13 protein-coding genes and 1 other annotated feature (1 of these 14 only partly in view) are annotated in these 16725 nt (G+C 37.5%); of the genes, 1 reads left to right on the top strand and 12 read right to left on the bottom strand.

Annotation, left to right across the window (positions count from 1 at the left end):
* Position 1: 1 nt before the first annotated feature.
* The 9 genes from glgB to HMPREF1654_RS04695 form a co-directional block, all read right to left on the bottom strand.
* The gene (gene glgB, locus HMPREF1654_RS04735; RefSeq protein ID WP_003076251.1) at positions 2-1912 is read right to left on the bottom strand and encodes a 1,4-alpha-glucan branching protein GlgB; all 1911 of its coding nucleotides are present in this window, start codon (positions 1910-1912) and stop codon (positions 2-4) included.
* 514 nt (positions 1913-2426) lie between these two features.
* Positions 2427-6107, bottom strand: a complete 3681-nt coding sequence (gene addA / locus HMPREF1654_RS04730) for a helicase-exonuclease AddAB subunit AddA (RefSeq protein WP_003076813.1) — start codon at positions 6105-6107, stop codon at positions 2427-2429.
* On the bottom strand, positions 6104-9376 hold the full coding sequence (rexB, locus tag HMPREF1654_RS04725; protein WP_003076275.1) for an ATP-dependent nuclease subunit B: 3273 nt from the start codon (positions 9374-9376) through the stop codon (positions 6104-6106). The genes addA and rexB overlap by 4 nt, the downstream gene beginning before the upstream one ends.
* A 121-nt stretch (positions 9377-9497) precedes the next feature.
* Positions 9498-10712: an ABC transporter permease gene (locus HMPREF1654_RS04720; RefSeq protein WP_003076401.1), complete on the bottom strand. Its 1215-nt coding sequence runs from the start codon at positions 10710-10712 to the stop codon at positions 9498-9500.
* The gene (locus HMPREF1654_RS04715) at positions 10709-11602 is read right to left on the bottom strand and encodes an ABC transporter ATP-binding protein (protein ID WP_003072123.1); all 894 of its coding nucleotides are present in this window, start codon (positions 11600-11602) and stop codon (positions 10709-10711) included. The genes HMPREF1654_RS04720 and HMPREF1654_RS04715 overlap by 4 nt, the downstream gene beginning before the upstream one ends.
* Positions 11603-11806: 204 nt before the next feature.
* Positions 11807-12100, bottom strand: coding sequence for a hypothetical protein (locus HMPREF1654_RS04710; protein WP_003072122.1), 294 nt, complete (start codon positions 12098-12100; stop codon positions 11807-11809).
* The gene (locus tag HMPREF1654_RS04705) at positions 12078-12305 is read right to left on the bottom strand and encodes a hypothetical protein (protein ID WP_003076583.1); all 228 of its coding nucleotides are present in this window, start codon (positions 12303-12305) and stop codon (positions 12078-12080) included. The genes HMPREF1654_RS04710 and HMPREF1654_RS04705 overlap by 23 nt, the downstream gene beginning before the upstream one ends.
* A 225-nt stretch (positions 12306-12530) precedes the next feature.
* Positions 12531-12854 (bottom strand): hypothetical protein, encoded by a 324-nt coding sequence (locus HMPREF1654_RS04700; RefSeq protein WP_003076631.1) that lies wholly within the window; start codon positions 12852-12854, stop codon positions 12531-12533.
* A gap of 279 nt (positions 12855-13133) precedes the next feature.
* Entirely contained in the window at positions 13134-13346 is a 213-nt protein-coding gene (locus tag HMPREF1654_RS04695) for a YdbC family protein (protein ID WP_003076737.1), read from the bottom strand.
* Positions 13347-13432: 86 nt separating this feature from the next.
* On the opposite strand from HMPREF1654_RS04695, the gene HMPREF1654_RS04690 reads away from it, so the two are divergent.
* On the top strand, positions 13433-13774 hold the full coding sequence (locus HMPREF1654_RS04690; RefSeq protein WP_037589458.1) for a hypothetical protein: 342 nt from the start codon (positions 13433-13435) through the stop codon (positions 13772-13774).
* 12 nt (positions 13775-13786) lie between these two features.
* On the opposite strand, the gene HMPREF1654_RS04685 is transcribed toward HMPREF1654_RS04690, so the two are convergent.
* Genes HMPREF1654_RS04685 through trpX form a run of 3 tightly spaced genes read right to left on the bottom strand, consistent with a single transcriptional unit; the run spans position 13787 to position 16457 of the window.
* Entirely contained in the window at positions 13787-14545 is a 759-nt protein-coding gene (locus HMPREF1654_RS04685; RefSeq protein ID WP_003076679.1) for an ABC transporter ATP-binding protein, read from the bottom strand.
* The gene (locus HMPREF1654_RS04680; protein ID WP_003076762.1) at positions 14542-15408 is read right to left on the bottom strand and encodes an ABC transporter permease; all 867 of its coding nucleotides are present in this window, start codon (positions 15406-15408) and stop codon (positions 14542-14544) included. The genes HMPREF1654_RS04685 and HMPREF1654_RS04680 overlap by 4 nt, the downstream gene beginning before the upstream one ends.
* A gap of 44 nt (positions 15409-15452) precedes the next feature.
* Positions 15453-16457, bottom strand: coding sequence for a tryptophan ABC transporter substrate-binding protein (gene trpX, locus HMPREF1654_RS04675; protein ID WP_003076284.1), 1005 nt, complete (start codon positions 16455-16457; stop codon positions 15453-15455).
* Positions 16458-16588: 131 nt separating this feature from the next.
* Positions 16589-16725, bottom strand: a binding site (T-box leader) (it continues 100 nt past the right edge of the window).

Here is a 16725-nt window from a genome sequence, read left to right as displayed (position 1 = left end):
GCTACTCCTTTTTGGACTTTTTGCTTCCATTTGCTGATTTCACACGACGTTTAATTTTCCAAATACTTGCCCCTAATGCTGGCAAAGTAAAGGTCAGCGTCTGAGGATAATCCTTCCACAACCCTTCTTGAGACTGAACTGTTTGATTGTACTCTTTCCATACACCTCCCCATTCTTCTAATTCGGTATTCCAAATTTCTGCATATATTGCTGCTACTGGAACGCCAATGGTAAAGTCTTTACGTTCTACTGGAACCATATTAAATACACATACCAACATATCTCCTTTGTCATTTTTACGAATAAAGGAAAGTACACTCTGGTCAATGTTATCCGCATCAATAATCTCTAAACCGTCCCAATTCAAATCATTTTCCCATAGAACACGATGTTCTTTGTAAAGCTGATTGAGCTGAGAAGTGAAATGCTGCATCTTGGCATTCATATCATCCGCCAAGTCATGCCATTCCAAAGATTCTTCGCATTTCCATTCTAAAAATTGTCCCCATTCACTACCCATGAAAAGAAGTTTCTTCCCTGGGTGACACATTTGATATGTATAGAGATTTCGTAAGCCAGCGAATTGATTATAGCGATCTCCCCACATTTTATGCATGAGGCTCTTCTTACCATGCACCACTTCATCATGAGAGAAAGGCAGTAAGAAATTTTCAGAGAAGGCGTACATGAAACTAAAGGTTACTAGATTAAAATCATACTTGCGGTAAATTGGATCTTCTTCGTAGAAGCGCAAAATATCATTCATCCAGCCCATGTTCCACTTGTAGTCAAATCCAAGACCACCCATTTCCGTCATACCCGTAATCTTCGTATCACTCGTGCTTTCTTCTGCAATCATCATAACATCTGGATGAGCAAGCTTGATAACAGTATTCAAGCGTTGAAGGAAGTAATAACCTTCGTAGTTGCGATTGCCACCGTCTATATTTGGTTGCCATGGGCCGCTGTCATAGTCTAGATAAAGCATATTGCTAACCGCATCCACACGGATTCCATCTAAGTGATAAAAGTCGATCCAAAACTTGATACTAGAAATCAAGAAAGACTGTACTTCATTCTTTCCTAAATCAAAGTTAAGAGCACCCCAGCCATAATTATGGGCACGATCATGATCTTGATACTCAAATGTAGGTGTGCCATCATAATAAGCCAAAGCATCATCATTAATCGTGAAATGCCCAGGCACCCAATCTACGATAACTCCGATATTATTGATATGACATTCTTCTACAAAATCACGGAATTCCTCCGGTGTTCCATATGTATGTTCAAGGGCAAAATATCCCATCAACTGATAGCCCCAACTCAAGCCAAGTGGGTGTGCCATTAGTGGCATAAATTCCACATGAGTATAATTCATTTTGACCAGATATGGAATGAGGTCATCTTTTAATTGGGCAAATGAATAAGGAGTTCCGTCTTCATTTTTCTTCCAAGATCCTGCATGAACTTCATAAATATTTACTGGCCTAGAGAAAAATCCCCAGCGCTTTCTGCGGGCCAACCATAGGCCATCTTTCCATTTCTTTTCAGGAAGCGTTTGCACAACAGCTCCTGTACCCGGACGTTTTTCAAAATAAACTGCCAGTGGATCAATTTTCAAAATTTCTTGGCCGCTACTTCGCTTAATGTTATATTTGTAAATGTCTCCTTCCTGAGGTAACTCCGTAAATACTTCCCATACGCCACCTTCATTACGTACCATGGGAATTTGATGTTCATACCAATCCGTAAAGTCTCCAATCAGATAAACACTTTGAGCGTTTGGTGCCCACACACGAAATGTGTAGCCACTTTGCCCATCTACTTCATCTTGATGAGCTCCCAAATAGTGCTGTAAATGGAAATTTTCACCTGTGGTAAAAGTTCTTAATGCTTCTTGTCTATCCATTCTGCCACCTCACTTTTGTAAGCGTTTTCTTTAATTCTATTTTACTATTTTTCCTATTGCTTTTCAAGTAAATTTCCAATAATATTACAAAAAATTCTCAAAATCGAACATTTCTTCAAACAATGAGTACTATTATCAAAAATAACTAGATTCTGATAGAGTTTAATACTTTTCATTCTATTGCTGCAAAATTCCCACGAAAAGGTTTAAACTTTTTAAGTGAAAATTTTCATAAAGTTCTATTCAGTTTAACAAAAAGGCCGCACAAAGCTGCCTTTTGATTTCTTTTATAATATTGAATTGTAACATCAGAATATAATTTCAAATATCATTCCTCCATCATCCGGTTACATAGTAGTTTACCTAATTTTTCTGAAATTTTCAATATTTTTTTGAAATAAATTGTACATTTTATGAACTTTTCATCCTTCGTGATGTTTTAACGTTCGGGAAAATGGTTTTTTCTAAAAAAGAAGTGGGCGCATTCAGCAGCCCACTTCTTTCCAAATCTTATCTAATCCACCTTGACTACTTGAAGTTGAGATTCACCTAGTAGCACTAGGTATTTTTCAATTTTTTCAATACCATACGAACGCCTAAGAGCTTCGGCATAAAGTGCTAATTGCCCTCGGTATCGTTTGACTAATTCACTTGAATGAGTGTATTGATCCGTTTTATAGTCAAAGAGAATAATTCGGTCAGCTAATAGAAGATAGCCATCTAATATCCCACGAACAACAAAATCTTGTCCACTTGCTGGATCCTGCTTTAACATAGCAAAAGGGGCTTCACGATATACTCTGTCTGTATACTTCAAAAGGAGCTGTCCAAGTTCAGTCCCAAAGAAACTAGCTATCTTTTGCAAATTAATTTTCTTTTTAACACTTGCTTCTGCCTGAACCTGTTTTAAAACTTTTCTCAAAATAGCTATCGTAGGGGCTTGATCCAAAGGAATACGCTGCATCAGTTCATGGACGGCGCTACCAATTTGCGCTCCTGTAACTGGAGCTTTTTTAGCAAAATTTGGTAGCTCAAAAGAAGCTTTTCCTACAATGGTCGGATTCCTTTTCTCCATAATTTCAACACCATCTGTATCTATAACTGGTTCATAAAATTTCTTGATTTGACTTGGTGTTTGAACACTCGGTAGATGAATGGCAGCTCGATACTGAGTATTCAGTCGATCTACATTTTCCAAAATATCCAAAGCCCTGCGAATATCCTCAGATTGGCGATTCTCTATTAAATCCTCTTCAATAACCGCATCTTTCAATTTCAGTTGACCTATTTTTTCACTTGTCAAGTCATTATCTGTCACAAATCGCGTTGAAAAAGCTAGATTATCTTTCTCAAATACTACATGTAAAGCCCACATCCAATCTTGAAAACTTGTCATACTTTGCCTGATAGATGCAGCTAAATGCCCCTTCACTGGAGTAGGGAAGCTTTTTTTCTCCAAACTGTTCTGATGACCTTTACCAACTAAATACAGTTTCCTTTCAGCCCGTGTCATGGCAACATAGAGTAGACGCATTTGTTCCGAAATGCTGGCTAAATGGATCTCACGTTCATTTTGCTCATAAGGCAGAGTATCAATAGACAAGCGAACATGGTTTGGAGCTAACTTATCAGCAACATCTACTGCTACATCAGCCACATACTTGATTCCAACACCATTTTGACGACTGAGAATCAAAGCAGAACTGCTATCTTTACGATTAAATACTTTGTCCATATTAAGCAAAAAGACATATTTAAATTCCAAACCTTTGCTCTTATGAACCGTCATCAGGCGAACCGCATGTTTCGGAGCTGCACTGACTACACTGGCTAAATCATTCTGTGTTTCCAAGATTTTATCAATCATCCCAATAAAACGTGACAAGCCTTTAAAACTCATTTTTTCGTAATCATTTGCTCGTAAGGTCAGTGCATAAAGATTGGCCTGGCGTCCCGCTCCATTTGGTAAAGCTCCCACATAATCGTAATAAAAGCGATCTTGATAAATTTTCCAAAGCAAATCATATAGTGAATTTGTTTTCACATACTCTCGCCAAGCCTGTAGTGTTCCTTGAAATTGCTGGATTTTTTTTAAAAGAGGAGGCGTGATAAGTTCAGGATATTGCCCGTACCCATTCCGAGCATTCTTCAACTTCTCATAGAGATTTTCCTGATGGACAACATAATTTGTCTCAGTCACCTTCTTTTGCAAAGCTAAACGTGCCAATTCATCTTCTGTAAAGTTAAACATTGGCGATTTTAAAAGCGCCACTAAAGCATAATCATTGAGAGGGTTGTTAATTGTACGCAAGGTGTCTAACATCACCATGACTTCAACAGACTGAAGGTAATTGTCCTCACCACCGTCTGAAACGACAGGAATACCATATTTAGCAAATTCAGCTAAAATCACATCGTTGCGCGTCCGCGAAGCCGTTAGCAAAGTAATATCCTCAAATTGGACATTTTCTTCATTGTACAGGCGAATAATTTCTTTAATTACCAGTTCTACTTCTCCTGCAGAAACAGAAGAAACCTCCTTGTCATTCTCTTCCTTATCCGCTTCAAGCGCTCCATCATAAATGAGAAATTCTGTCTGATACAAGGGATTTGGTTCTTTTTTATCAGGATTTCCAGCGACCAGATAATGCGTTTCATTGTAATCAATTTCTCCCACTTCCTCATCCATGAGGCGCTTAAACACATCATTGGTGGCTTCCAAGACTTCCAAATGACTGCGAAAATTCTCTTTTAAGACAATCAATTTCCCTTGTCTGCTATCTTCTTTATAGGTTTTGAATTTCTCATTGAAAATCTGCGGATCCGCTTGACGAAAACGGTAAATAGACTGTTTAATATCCCCTACCATAAAGCGATTATCCCCATTTGATAACAGTTCTAGCATCCGCTCTTGCGTGTGGTTAGTATCTTGATATTCATCTACCATAACTTCATGGTATTTGTTCCTATAAAACTGACGCACATCCGAACATTCTTCTAAAATCTGAATAGCAAAATGACTAATGTCCGCAAATTCAAAAGCATTTTCTTCTTTTTTGCGATTCAAATAGCTTGTAACAAACGATTTCATAAATTGCTGCAAAACAAGCAAAATTTCTTTTGCTTCCTCATGGTAGGTCATTTGAAATTCAAAACGATAAAATTGATCCGCCAAGTCTCGTAGAACTTGAATTTTTTCTTTGCGTTTTTCGTTATAGGCGTTGATGATTTCTTTTAATTCTTCTTTACGACCGCTGTTCGTCAAGGCTTTTCCATTGCTGTCACGCGATATTTCTACAATATGATTGAGCGCTGTGAGATAGACTTTCTCAGAGGAATGCCCTTGTAAACTTGAAAGGCCATCAAGCACACGCTGCACATTTTCAAGATATTTTGCTTTGGGAAATTCCTTGGCTTCATGGATCAAATGATAATGGAAAAAATCTTCTAAATCAAAGAGGGCTTCTTTAGTCTTCGTTAAGAGTTGTGCTTTCTCTTCTTGGAAATCTGCAAACTCATAACCTTTCAAAAAGTCTTTTTCCAACCATTCTATTGGATTACTAGTAGACTGCAAAAAAGAATAAATCTTATAAACTTGCTCTCGAAAACCATACAAATCTTTCCTCTGACCTGTAAAGTTTTTGACCATTTTTTTAAACAAAGCTGCCTGATCAGATTGATAGAAGTCTTCAAAAACTTGCTCAAAAACTTCGTTTTGTAGCAATAATTGTTCACTCGCACTTTGTAAAATGCGAAAATTTGGTGCCAACTCCAACAGATAACCATATTTATTCAGGACTTTTTGAGTGAAAGAGTCCATAGTTCCAATATCTGCATTGGGAATATCAGCTAATTGCTGCGCCAAGTGCTGTTTAAGTTCCTCATTAGTTGTTTCTTTCAAGGCCTTGGACAACTCTTTCTCCAAGCGCTCTTTTAATTCACTAGCTGCTTTTACGGTGAAAGTTGAAACGAAGAGCTGCTCAATACGAACTCCCCGCATAATTTGATCAATAATCCGCTGCACCATTACAAAGGTTTTTCCTGATCCTGCAGAAGCAGACACGAGAATGTTTTGACCAGAGGAGTAGATGGCTTCGATTTGCTCTGCTGTACGTTTTTGAGTTTTATTAGACTGTGCTTCTTGATGCTGCAAAGCACAAATTTCTGCTTGATTCAAAAATGGTAGTCTCTTCATTTTTCTAGCTCCTCCTTCATCTTTTCTATCCACGCTTGACGTTTTTTTTCACCTGCTGAGTGCTTATCTAGCTTAACCAAATGTCGGGCTCTAGAAAGGTGAAGATTGGCTTCAAAGCCCGTAATCGACTTGTACTGCTCCACAAAAGGTGCAATACTTTTGCCATTTTCTGTATAAGGATTAATCTTAAAATGCCCTGCCAATATCTGCTCGGCAGCACGACGGTACAAAAGTGCATTATAAGCTAACAAAGTTTCTAGTTCTTCTTGACTTAACAAATTGACTTTCTTTTTATTATACAAGTTATTGAGCTGATGAGCTTGATCAGATAAAAACAAGCCCTTATATTCCAGAATTTTCATCGCTTCTTTGACCGTATCATCGTACGACTTCGTTTTAGCTAAAGGCACAAGTGGGTTACCCATCTGTAAATACATAGCTCCAAAAAACTGCGTACCATCATCTACCCACTTTTCTTGCTTCAATGCCGCTAGATAGGTTGGCAATTGAGAATTTAAGCCATTAAAAAATTTTTGAAAATCAAAATTCGTATCACTTGATTTATAATCTACAATTCCTAAACTGTTATTACTCCTCAATCGGTCAATTCGGTCAACTTTCCCGCGAATTTGAAGCTTACGTCCATCTGATAAGCTTAAAAAGTTCACATCTTCTTGTCCAAAAACCGCTTCTTCTTGAATAGTATCTACCAAATCATTTTTTTCTAAAACGAGCCCTGTTGCATGCGCCGTATCAAGCAACACTTCATGCGCAAATAAAGCTACTGCATTTTCAGTATAAATCGCTTTAAATTCCGCTTCCTGGCTCGTTTCTTGAATAGCTTTTTCTAGCCGATAATCAAACTGCTCACTTGATGAATCTTGCATGACTTTTTCAAACACACGATGCAGAAAATTTCCATGACTGCGCGCATCTGGATGGATCGTCATTTCATCTTGTAGAGCTAGGACATACTTCAAAAAATAAGCATACTGATTACGATAGAATTCTGTCAAGGCTGAAGTTGATAGTAAAAATACTTGATGAGACGGATAAAGAACCTGTAAGGTCTGATCTGACAAAGTCTCTGTTTCAAGACTTGATGTTACATTAGGAATCGAAACACCTTCATTTTCTAATCTTTTGCGCAAAACTCGTACGGCAACTGCCCAAAAAGTCTGGTCTTTATCAGACAAAGAACGCTCTTTGTCAATCTCTCCTTGATTTAATTCAATAATCCTTGCCAATAAACCGCGGTAAGTACCAATATCATCACTCGTTGCCTGTGGACGCTTCACTTCAATTGGCAAAGCAATTGGTTGTTCATGTAGTTCTAGTAAATAGGAAGAAATATTGTTTTCTATTTCATTGACAATCTGAGGAGTAGAGAGAACTAATCTGTCTGTTGCCGCATTCAGAAGTGACAAGGCGACAAAACGATTTTTCTTAAGATTTTCCTGAGTAGCAATCACCAATTCTGAGTACTCACCTGTCGCTTCATTTAACAATAAACGATCTTCATCTGATAAAAGACTCTTATTTTGGACAATTTTTGGAAAATAATCTTGGGTCAAACCAATAGCATAGACAAAAGGACTCGACAAAGGCTCAATTAAATCATAAGACTGAACAGTTACGACATCTACTGTTGCTGGAACAGTCCGATAATTAGATAACAGCATTCCCGACTGCACCAAGGTCAAAAAATCATCTAGCTTAATCTTGCTGGCTGAAAAGACACTGGCAAACTGTTCCAAAACATGACAAAAAGCTTTCCAAACTTCCTCTTGCCGTTCTTGATCTTGCGGATTCGTAAAATCTACTAAACCAGCAAAATTCTGAGAAAAAGAAATTGTTGTTAAAAATTGATGAAAGTTTTGAAGTAACCCCATTGCTGTTTGACTACGAGATTTTAAAAAATCCAAAAGAGGAATGACTATTTCTTTTCTTAAGTGATTGATGCGAATGAGATCAAATTTTTGATGTTGATTGTGAGTAAATTCCTTAGAAAACTTACCCATTCCTTTTATATCTGCAAAGCAGATATATTGCTCAAACAAGTCTAACTCTTCTTGGTTTAAATGACCATAGAGACCTGTTTTTAAGAGATTGAGCAAATCTTCCGTTCGAAAATTGTAGTGTTTTAGGCGCACTAAAGCTTCAATAAATTGCACCAAAGGGTGATGGGCCATAGCCTCACTTCGTCCCAGATAAAAAGGGATTTGATACTGATCAAAAATCGTCTTTAACTGTAAATGATACGCTTCCACATCTCCCAAAAGAACGCGAATATCCTTATAACGAACTCCATCATGAACTAACTGACGAATGCTTTTTGCTACATATTCTAATTCTTCCTTTTGATTGACTGTTGACCAAATCTGCACATGCGAGCGATCCTGCTCCGTTAACTCTAGGTCAACATCTGAGAAATCATACCGACTTTCTAACAGTTTTGAAATATTTCCAAATGCATCATCTAATGGTGTTGCTAGTCTATGCTCAGGCTTCACTTCATATTTATCTGCCAAATAGCGTAAGAAATCTACACTAGCTTGATAGAGATTTCCCTCTCGAAAACTTGTACGGTATGCTTTTTCGCTTGCATAAACACCAATAACAATTTCCACTCCCTTGCTATGCAGTAGCTCAACCAAGTAGGCTTCCTCAGCAGAAAAACGCGTAAAGCCATCAATCACCAAGACTAAATCTTGCAATTCCTTATCTACATCACCTGTCATTATATGATTGGCAAAGGTCATAATATTTGATTCAGAACTAAACTCACTCTGATTGATCTGCTGTGTAACAGCCTGCAAAATCTTGAGGAAATCTGCTTTCTTCTCATCTTCTTCCAGATGTTCCAAATCCGTGAACGTCATCTGAGCACTCTGCAACTCATGATAAAGTTCAACCAACTGCTGAATAAATTGTGCATCCGTGCGAATACCGCCATACACTCGCAAGTCCTTCTCATCCATTTCTGACAAGACTTTGTAAAATAACATTCCCAGACCAATATCATCTAATGGGCTACCTTGCTGTATATCATTGAGGACAAAATAGCGTGCCATCTGGGTAAACCGCGTCACTGTAATAGCAAAGGACGCTTGATGAGTGAGCTGGCTTAAAACTACTCTCTCCTTTTCAAATGAAAGAGAGTTAGGAGCAATATAAAACACGCGGTTACCTTCCTGTGCCAAACGCTCTGCTTCTTTCACCAAAATCGTTGTTAAGGGATTGCGAATATCTGTATAAAGTAATTTCATGTGCATCCTTTTTCTATCAAAATATAGTTTTATTATATCATTTTTGAATCTGTTCAACAGAAAACAACTGCCTTGAAGCATAACAAAAAATCTTCACAAGAAAACTTGTGAAGATAAACGACTAACGATAAGCTAAAGCCTTTTTGAAGCTCTTCCAAATGCCCATATCATCTGTTTGCAAAATCAAACTCGAATAAATCCGACCGATATAGACCGTCATTCCTAATGTAAAGATAAAAGCAATAGCAAACGAAACCCACGCTTCGAGTCCATTCGCATAACCATTAATCGCACGGAAAGGCATAAAGAAAGTCGAAATAAACGGAATATAAGAACCTACTTTCAGTAAAATCGTGTCGCCTGCATTTCCCAAAGATGTTACACCTAAGAATCCTAATACAACTAGCATCACAACTGGTTGAACGGCTTTGCCAACATCTTCAATTCTCGTGACCATCGAGCCTAAAAAAGCAGACAAGACTACAAACATAAAGACACTCAAAGTAATGAAAGCAATCGTGTTAAAGGAAATTGCCTCACCTAAATGCTTCATTAAATTTGGATTAGCATCTAAGAAATGCTTCACAAAAGAAATTTGTCCTGAAAAAGCAAGCAAGATTATAGCGCCAACTACATAAATACCCACATGGGTCAAGATAACTGCAAAAATTCCAGCCATTCGACCATAAAAATATTCAGATGCCTTGATACTGGAGAAAATAACCTCCATAATCTTTGTTCCTTTTTCGCTTGCAATTTCCTGCGCAGTTGAGCTTGTATAAACAATGAGAATCATGTACAACACCAAGCCAATTGCTGTTGCAACAACTGTTTGAATCGTTTTCTTAGCCTCTTTCTTTTCGTCAATTTTTTCCTTAAAATCAATGCCTCTAGAAAGAAGCTTGACTTGCTGATCTGATAGATTAGCTTGGCTAATATTGGCCACCTGTTGCAACTGCATCAGTTTCTGTGAAATCGTAGCTTTAATCGTGCTGTTCATGCTTGTATCCGCAAAGTAAGTAGCCTTAATCTGACCATTTACTTCTGACACTAATAAATAGCCACCAATATCGCCGTCTTTTACAGCTTTCTTGGCTGCTGCTTCATCTTTATAATCGAAGTCCAGATTCTTGGTATCCTTTAAAACTTCTTTAATCTGGGTATGGTTCGCTACGACTGCAATGCGGCTAGAATTGCTACTTGACATGGAAGAAAGATAGCCAACTCCCAAACTAAGACCGATAAAAATAAAAGGCGAAATTACCATAAAGACAAAGCTCCATGACTTGACATGCCGAAGATAAGTTTCTTGGATAACAATTAAAGCCTGTTTCATAGTTCCACCCCTGATTCTAATTTAAAGATTTCATCTATTGTTGGAGCTTGTTGGTCAAAAGTTGCAATATATTGTCCCTTAGTCAGCAAGTCAAACAATTCCTTACCAGCCGCTTCGTCATCTAAGATCAACCGCCATGTTCCTTGGTTGGTCAAATTAGCCTTGGTTACGTGAGGAAGTGCTTCTAATTCAGTTTGGGATAGTGTGCTAGATACAAATAAGCGTGTTTTCCCGTATTGATTACGAACTTCTTGTACACTACCATCCAAAATGACTTTACCATCACGAATCATAACAACGTCATCACATAATTCTTCTACATTGGTCATGACATGATCAGAAAAGATAATCGTAGCTCCACGCTCTTTTTCTTCAACAATAACTTGTTTTAAAATTTCTGTATTGACAGGATCAAGACCACTAAAAGGCTCGTCTAAGATAATCAAATTTGGCTCATGCAGTAGTGTAATGATTAACTGCACTTTCTGTTGATTTCCTTTTGACAAACTCTTGATTTTGTCAGTCACTTTCCCTTTGACTTGCAAGCGTTCCATCCACTGGGGCAACTTTTCTTTCACAACTGCATTGGGCACTCCCTTTAAGTTTGCCAAATACCGAACTTGCTCATAGACAGTCAACTTAGGCATCAAACTTCGTTCTTCTGGTAAATAGCCAATTTCCCGATAAGTGTCTTGAGAAATAGCTTTGCCCTCAAAAGAAATCCTACCGCTATATTCTAAAAAACGCAGAATGCTGTGAAAAATCGTTGTTTTCCCAGCACCGTTTTTTCCAATCAGACCAAGGATTTGTCCTGATTCAGCTCTAAAATCGACACCAAATAGAACTTGTTTTTGTCCAAAACTTTTTTCTAACTTTTGAATTTCAAGCATCCTAAACCTCCTACAGTTCTAGGTTCACTATATGCGCATATAGAAATTTATACTGATTATAGCGCTTTAAAAATATTTTTTCAAGTACTGATATCCATTATTTCTAGGTTCAAACAATTTTTCTTACCAAAAAGAGTTCCCGTAGAAGAGCAAAACAAAAGAGTTAATTGATTTGAAATAAGAAAAATTTTCATATCAATTCCTCTAGATTTTGTCATATTGGCTACTTTTCTCGCTTACCACCTGTTCAATTTTTCGTTGCACCTGCCCTTTAAAGGCTGTATCCATCTGTTCCTCAATAGCTTGAAGCGTTAATTTAGTTCGCTGTGCACTATCTGAAACCTTTGCTTTGTATGTCTGCATAGTAGCTTTTTTACTATTGGTCAAAATCATTGCCATCGTTTGAATACGGCTACGTTCCATCATCCGATACATCTGTTCTAAAGCATAATGATATTCCTTATCAGAATAATAGTCATTCATAATTGGCGTTAGCATACTCTCTCCTCAATTTATTAACTTCTTCTTCAAGCGCCGCTCGTTCTTTACGATAAGCACGATCCAATTTTTCCTCTTCCATCTCCAAAGTGCTACTTCTCTTCCTAAATGCACTATCTGATTGTTCCATTAATTGCTGCAAATTTTGAAAAAAACGTTCTCCATCATGATAAGAATGATTGGTCTTATATAAAAATGCATTCAACTTTCCTGCCTCATCATCTGCGATTCGGGCAAGCTGAAATTTTCGATCAAAAATTTCCTCGTGCTTGGCTTCAAATGCCTTTTTCTGAATACGATAAGCGCTTTCTAACTCATTGTACTCTTCTTCTTTCCTTCTTTAGGGGTATAATCCTTATCATCCTTCTTTGAATCTACCCAGTAGGATTGTTCCGACAGCCATCTATATTCTTCATCTATAAAAGCCATATTATTCTCCTAAATACGTAATTTTAATGCTGGAAATATCCACCTTGTCATTCTCAGAAAGCGACGGATTTTTTTCGATTTTTCGGAAGTCTTCTATTGGTCCCAAAGTGACAATTCCATCAGAAACATTGAATTCTTTAAAGCCATTTACCGTTAAACCTGTTTCATATTGATTGTTAAGTTTAAATTTAAGGTGATAACTTCCTGTCATATTATCTCTTTGAAAATCTGTAAAATTGATAGAATTCACCTCATATTTTCGTACTATCCAATATACTACATTCCTCTGTTGTTCTTTCGTCAAAGTTAGTTTATTCTCAAACATTTTACACCCTCCTATAAATAATATTGGTATGACTAATAGTAACAGTTTCACAATCCATTCCCTCGTTTTCATAAAACACCTCCTTATGTTATCCTATAAAATAATTATTTACTAACTAGCTTAGAGTATAACATAATCTAAAAGCTGATACAAAGCTATTCTTCTACTAGAGTAGACTTTAAACTATCATTTTAGTCTAGAAAAAAAGTATTAAAAATCAAAAATATCTTTTAAACATAAAAAAACATTGTTAACAAAACAATGTCCCCTTAATTCCAATCAATTTTTAAACGCATCCACCAGTACTTGAAATTCTTCATTGGAAAGTGTAATCCCTTTTCCCATTTTTGTATGATCAGGACTCCAGCTACGGATATCATATTTGGCTGGTGCACCATTGAAACTCACTCGGTTCAGCTCTTTCGTCCAGCCTTTATCATTTTCTGATAACACCAGTAACTTTTCTTCTATCTCAAATTTGAACTCTGACATATTGTCTCCTTTTTCTTCTTTCTTGATTTATTCGTAAAAAATTTACTTTTTTAGCAAGTTTGTTATATAATATATTGTAACAAGTTATGGAGAATTTAGCTATGAAAAAATTTCTCGAAATGATTTTAGAACGAGCCAGTGAATTTATCAATTACAAAAACGATACTCAAGATCTGGAAGAAGATAACGCCGATATCTTGCAGATGATTGAAACCGCTTTGCAAAAGAAATCAGGTGTACATGTCATTTTTTTAGATAAAAGTTTTACTGGTGATATTGTAAAATATGACAAAGGACGCCAACAATTGATTGTCAAAAACTTTCAAAAAAGTATGTCTACTATCATTCGTATTTCAGATATTAAACGGATTCGTCTCGTTCCCAATACTATTAGAGAAGCACAAAAAAGAAATTCCAACCTCAAATGAGATTGGAATTTTTTATTCAAACAAACCATAATAATCTGCTATGGTCATCTTGGCTTTTTCTTTCTGCTTAAGGTCTAAGATGATCTGTCCCTCCTTCATGACAATGAGACGATTGCCATATTTGAGCGCATCCTCCATGTGATGAGTAATCATAAGAGCCGTCAGTTGGTCTCTTTGGACAAAATCAGCAGTCAACTCCATAAGGGCAACACTAGTTTTTGGATCCAGCGCTGCTGTATGTTCGTCTAGAAGAAGCAGTTCTGGGCGCTTGAGAGTCGCCATCAGCAAACTCAAAGCCTGTCTCTGACCACCAGAAAGAAATTCAATTGGCGTATCCAAATGTTTTTCTAAACCATTGCCAATTTTCTCTATTATTTCTTGAAATTCTTTGCGATAACGCTTCAGACAACGTGGGACCAAACGACGCTTTTCACCACGAAATTTTGCAATTAACAGATTCTCTGCCACTGTCATACGAGGAGCTGTTCCCATTTTTGGATCTTGAAAGACACGTGACAGATACTTAGCGCGTTTCTCTGGCGAATAACTCGTCACATTTTCACCTAGAATATAAATGTCCCCACTTGTTAATGGTAATGTACCCGCAATAACGTTGAAAAGAGTGGATTTCCCTGCACCATTTCCACCTAAAATGGTAATGAAGTCATGCTCAAAAATATCCAACGAAATGTCATTCAAAATGATTTTTTCTTCCTCAACACCTATATCGACAATTTTTGTTGCATTTTTCAATTCTACAATTGCTGTCATTTGCTTAACTTGACTCCTTTAAAGAATTTATTTTTAAAAGCCGGAATCATGAGGCAAACCGCCAAGATAACCGCACTATACAGACGGAGATAACTGGTATTAAAACCAAGTGCAATCACACCCCAAATCAGAAATTGATAGAAAATAGCTCCGACAACAATCGTTAGTAAACGTTCTGCTAATGTCAGACTAATAAAGAGCACCTCGCCAATGATGAGGCTAGCAAGTCCGACAACAATCACTCCAATACCGCGCGAGACATCCGCATAACCTTCCTGCTGAGCAATGAGGGCTCCAGCTAGAGCAATAACACCATTAGATAGCACCAACCCCATCAGCTCCATTCGCCCTGTGTGAATGCCAAAACTCCTCGCCATATCAGGATTATCTCCTGTAGCAATATAAGCTTGACCCAATTTTGTATCTAAGAAAAAGAGCAGTGCAGCTATTACCAAACTGACAAAAAGTAGCCCTGTTAGAAGATTGTTGATTTCACTAGAAAATGGGAGAAAATCTTGAATTTGCTTCGTTCCGAGAAGACCACGATTAGCTCGCCCCATTAACATGAGCATAATCGAATGGCAGGAAGTCATGACCAAAATTCCAGAAAGTAGAGTAGGTATTTTCCCCTTGGTATAAAGAAGTCCTGTTGCCATACCTGCTAAACACCCTGCCAGAATGGCAACAACAGTCGCCAGAAAGGGATTGATGCCTTTACTAATCAGCGTAACTGCCACTGCTCCACCTAATGGAAAAGAGCCTTCTGTTGTCATGTCAGGGAAATTTAAAATACGAAAAGTCATAAAAATCCCCAAACCTAGTATGGCCCAAACAAGGCCTTGTGAGACAATTGAAATAATCATAATGTTGTCCTAACTTTAAAAAATATCATTTCTTATCAATCGGATTACTCAATGACTTGTCCTGCTTTTTTCAGAATATCTTCTGGAATCGTTATTCCTAGCTGAGCAGCCACTTTTTTATTTATAACCGTTTTTCCAGTAGTAAAGATTTCAACCGCTGTGCTTGCTGGTTTAGCCCCTTTCAAAATCTTCGCAGTCATTTTTCCAGTCGCTACTCCAAGTTCTTTTTGATCTACTACAACGGAACCTAGACCACCTTCTTTTACCATAGCCGTCGCGCTTGGATAGATAGGTTTTTTAACTGTTTGGTTGCTGGAAACAACCGTTGAAAAAGCAGAAGCAATGGTGTTATCAATTGGAATCCAAATGGCGTCTACTTTCCCTGTCATCACATTCATAGTTGAAGCAATCTCATTTGTCGAAGGCACAGAATAAGGAAGCACCTTATAGCCTGCTTTTTCAGCCAAAGTTGTAAATTCTTCTACCTGCGTTTTGGAATTGTCCTCACTACTTGAGTAAAGAATACCAATTGTTTTCACATTCGGTGTTAACTGTTTAATCAGATTTAACTGTTGCTTAGCTGGATTGTGATCAGAAACACCTGTGATATTACCGTCAGGCTGTTTCAAATCTTTGACCAAATTTGCTCCAGCTGGGTCGGTCACTGCTCCCATAACGACTGGCTTGTCTTTCGTTGCACTAGCTAGCCCCTGAGCAGCAGGCGTTGCGATTCCAATCAGCACATCATTATTATTTGCGACCAGTTGCTTACTCATCGTTGCTACTTTACTTTGATCACCTTCTGCATTCATAAAATCAATCTTGATTTTCTTGCCTTTGTAGCCTTCTTGGGCCAAGCCTTCTTGAATGCCCTTATAAATCAAATCCAGCGATGGATGACTAACATATTGTAGTACGCCGACTTTTACTGTTTTTGTTGTATTGTTGATTTTCGTTGTTTTCCCATCATTAATGCTAGAATAAATGATTCTTCCAACAACTAAGACTACTAAAAGTGCAATAATTGCCATTAGTCGTTTATTTTTCATATCTGTTCTCCATTTCGTATGTTTCAAATGTTTATTCAAGTAAAATCCAGAGTCGCCATCGCTTAAACATACTTCCCCTCCATTTAACAAGACGGAAACAATAAAAGAAAACCCACACACAGTTCATCCTGTGTGAGGGCGTAAATCGCGGTGCCACCTCAATTATGGGAAAAATCATACACTTTTCCTACATCTCTATCTTGTCTAACAACAAGTTGCACTATAAGGTGTGCTTACCGAATTTTTATCGTTTCAAATTCAAGTTCTA

The sequence above is a fragment of the Streptococcus intermedius SK54 = ATCC 27335 genome (assembly GCF_000413475.1).
Lineage (GTDB): Bacteria > Bacillota > Bacilli > Lactobacillales > Streptococcaceae > Streptococcus > Streptococcus intermedius.
Note: the sequence above shows the minus strand (reverse complement) of the source record. Positions and strands in the feature narration are given on the sequence as shown.